General features: G+C 41.1%; 2 protein-coding genes and 1 pseudogene. All 3 read right to left on the reverse strand.

Annotated features, from left to right (window positions below):
* Positions 1 to 485: pseudogene (locus VIN08_RS16025) on the reverse strand (hypothetical protein); the annotation flags it as partial.
* Positions 482 to 2209: a hypothetical protein gene (locus VIN08_RS16030; protein ID WP_331967106.1), complete on the reverse strand. Its 1728-nt coding sequence runs from the start codon at positions 2207 to 2209 to the stop codon at positions 482 to 484. The gene VIN08_RS16030 and the pseudogene VIN08_RS16025, both read right to left, overlap by 4 nt.
* Before the next feature lie 613 nt (positions 2210 to 2822).
* Entirely contained in the window at positions 2823 to 3752 is a 930-nt protein-coding gene (locus VIN08_RS16035; protein ID WP_331967107.1) for a hypothetical protein, read from the reverse strand.
* Positions 3753 to 3805 lie beyond the last annotated feature (53 nt).

Genomic DNA, 3805 nt, shown 5'->3' on the forward strand with positions numbered 1-3805 from the left:
TTATTGCTCACCAACGTACCTCGATTATAGTCGAGCACTTCCAACGTAAAGCGATATACACCTTCCGGAAGTTTAGCGCCTTTTTCATACTGACTTCGACTGATACCAGCGAAGTCAAGGTTTGCCGGATTAAAATACTCGGCTATATCTTCACCGTATAGCTGTAAGGGTATACCTCCTCCCGGTAACACCAAAGGTTGTTGTGGAATGAAATTCTGTTTGGTGCGAATGGTGATTCCAACACCTTCAATAGTAAGTCTGAGTTTACCGCGATACTCGGTTAATGTAGGATCGTTCAGCATGAACGTAACAGACAGTTGCTGTGAGCCGGACGCTGTATAATCGCTGAGATACGCACTATACGGTGGAGTTATCTGCGTATTGACGCGAACAGGATAGGTCTGTGCCTGCACTCCAACAGCACATGCTGTGATCAACAATAGTATAGTAAATATCCGGTTCACTCTCTCCAGTGTTACTTTCATTTCATTCCAAAAGCATAACTATATCCAAGCGTGCCGGTAAATTCTGTGAAGGATTGTGAAGAGGTTTCACTTTTACTTTCACGATTTACGGTTACAAGACTCAGATTCAAATTGTGTTTCTTGTGTATTGTATAACTCCCGTTGATGCGCCCGTTCAGGATAGTGCTAACACGATGGGAGTTTGTATAGGTATTATTATAGGATGTCGACAGTGTAGCGCGAAGCTTACGATCAAAGAATGATTTACTCACCGAAGCTGTAGGCCCCAGTGTTTCGGTTGTAATTGAAGGACTGTCATTTATATTTCCATTGAAAGCCACGGATATAGTAAGGTTTTGCGGAACCATGTTACAGCTATAACCTGCATTGAGATTATAGAACTGACTTCCGGAGTTCTGAGTAACTTGTCCTTGTTTGTCGGCTGCATCCTGCATAGTAAGATTAAGACTTATGCTTTGCCTGCGCTCTTTGGAATTGCTTAGAGCATACATCGCGGTAGCCGTTATGTTCTGAGAAATCTGGGTATAGTTCAGTGTATCCAGGTTATCGTAAGGCGTTAACTGATTTATATTGACAAACTGCGAACGGATATTGGTATAGGTTTGAAAATTGGAATACGAAGCAGAAAGGTTCAGTTTCTGATTAGGTATATAATTTACATTTACCGATCCCACCATTCTGCGCATGGTGCTCACCTTACTCCTGTCGAGATTATCGCGTTGCGTACCGGCACTGACCGCTACATTCATCTTTCCCTGCCATAATGCAGCGGAACCGTTGGCTGTAATGCTTTCCAGATCATTATTAAAGTAATAGGCACCGAGCGTGCGATACTGCGGATCGATCCGCTCATAGGCAACGCCCAGGGTATACGCATCCTGTTGATAGTTGAGCGAAGTCTTGAATGCTTTATAATAGGATGACGACAGTCGCGGTGTATACAGAAAACCCGTGTTGGCCAACGGGTGTGTATGATCACCTTCTTCCGCTCGTATATCCCGCGAAAGCGCGCTTGAAGCCAGTTCACCTTTCAGCAAAAAATGATCGAAAAAGGTTTTGCCGGCACCAATACTTATCACCAGGTTTTCCTGTGGCAGAATGCCGAGACTATCGGGTACAAAGGGTATAGATGTTATATCGTCTTTAGCATGGAATATAATGAGATCAACCGAGTTACCGTTTTTAGTATAGCTCGTCTTCAACCCATAGCCCATCCGTTTGAATGATGGTGTGTTGGTAATTATACCGGCTGTATCTGATTCCGGCTGTACGGCCCGCAGAAATCTTCCATACAAAGCACTGAACTTCCAATTACCTTCTGGAGCGAGGTCAACAGCGGCTCCTAAAAATATATGACCGTTTACAGTATAAGGAGAATACGACATACTGGTATAGCCAATATGTGCCGTAACCCATTTATAGGTTGGATGAATACTATATTGATTGAATGGCTGCTGAAAAGATGTATTCTGGTTCGATACGCTAAAACTCAAAGGAACGCTCCAGCCATAGAGCGAAAAGTTTATATTGCCAGAGGCATAATAGGTATAGGGATCGCGCCTGCTCTGAATGCCGCTGGCGGTATAAAATATTTGATTTAGTGAAAGTCCACCGGTAATGGTAACAGGCTTTTCTTTTCCAATGGATTCAAGATTCTGAGCGCAAGCACCCAGAGCAAAGAAAAATAGCAGTATGAGAATACCACAACGGTAGAATATCCTCATAGGTTAAGGTTAGGGTACAAAGACTTAGGCATACACATCACTTTACTATATTTATATACACAATAGTAAAGTCACTTCAAGTATAGACTAAAATGGAAAGTAAATTTCAGTAAACAATAATGCTTTACTACAACGAATTGTATACCGCAAAAAAGGTAATATAGTCTGGCATCTGGTATTAAAATGCCATCCTGGGAGAGATATTCATTTCAGAAAAAATTACTTTATATAGACATATATTACATATACTATACCTCTACGAGTGGAATTTTTATCGGATGACAATACTGATGAATTTAAATATACCTATAGATATATACGTATATATACGGAGATGGATTGGAGTATACGAATTATCCACACACGAAATTCAGTGTGCTTATAACAAGAATCAGCGATCGACTGTTCAGAATCTTCGCCTTTTCTCGTTGCAATCCTCCAGGTTTATATACCGGCTGTTATCAGGTCTGCCAGTTTTTCAATTCATCCATGCGCCTGCTGTTTGCCGCGGTCGGCTTTTCTTTTCTTGGCATTGGCAATCTTCTGCATTACCAGCGAATATACTTCAGTAAGGTATGTTCGCATCTTCTATGAAAAGTATGAGAGACTAGATTTACTCTGTGCGGATCTCACTTGTGCGATCATTAAATAACATACCATAGCGATCGAGCGTACTACCCAGGTCATTCTTTTTAGAAAGTCCCAATCCGAAGCACGGAAAATCATAACCCGTAAAACTCCATTGATAGTAATACAAAGTATACTCGCCTAATTCCCTGGCAAGCGTACTTTTCAGGTTTGTAAATATAGTCCGGGTGGATTCCAATATATCCAGGCTTTCGAGCGACTGTGCAACGCCATCTTCGATTTTTAAAATGACCGACTTGACCCCTGCAGATTCACAATATAGTGTGTGTAGTTTCTCGTCAGAAAAACGTACGCCCTCAAAATTTTTGAATAAACCATTCAACTGCCTGGCTACCGAATCCAAATAACCGGTTGGAAATACATACTCTTCAAACAGGCTGCTATACAAATGATCAGAAGCGCGTAAAACAAATTTGCCACCTTTAGGACATGGCTGCTGACCATATACGATCGAATGCATGTGGCCTTCATCACCTAAAATATCGCTATACTTATTGGTTAACTTTTTAACATTAATGATTTCAGGCTCACTGTCGAGGAAAAGATAAACACGGTATACGCTAACATCCTCTATAGCTTTACCCGATCGCTTAAAAGCAAGAAATGTATAATAAAAGTGAAAGAGACCGCTGACAGCAAAGGGAACAAAATCCTTGAGGGCCGGAACGCCTTGTATATACTGAAAGAGTTTCCGGGTTTCGCTCTGCAGATCAACACCTTCTTGCTTTTCAGTGTTTAACTCGGCAATGGCGCACTGGTTTAAAATATAGTACTCTTCATGATTATATACTTTCAACTCACAAGTCCAGTCTTCCAGAAAGTCTCTCCAAAATTGTTTGAACAAGGGTGGAAAAGATACAGTAAATACATCTTCAATAATTTCGAGTGATTTCATAGGGATATATTATCAGGAAACAGATTTTTTTATTGGCAATGTATGCTCTTTAC

The sequence above is a fragment of the Ohtaekwangia sp. genome (assembly GCF_036568665.1).
GTDB lineage: Bacteria > Bacteroidota > Bacteroidia > Cytophagales > Cyclobacteriaceae > Ohtaekwangia.

Bases quoted from the DNA above. Each gene is read 5' to 3' on its own strand.
- VIN08_RS16030 (WP_331967106.1), bottom strand. From the start codon at position 2,209: ATGAGGATATTCTACCGTTGTGGTATTCTCATACTGCTATTTTTCTTT.
- VIN08_RS16035 (WP_331967107.1), bottom strand. From the start codon at position 3,752: ATGAAATCACTCGAAATTATTGAAGATGTATTTACTGTATCTTTTCCA.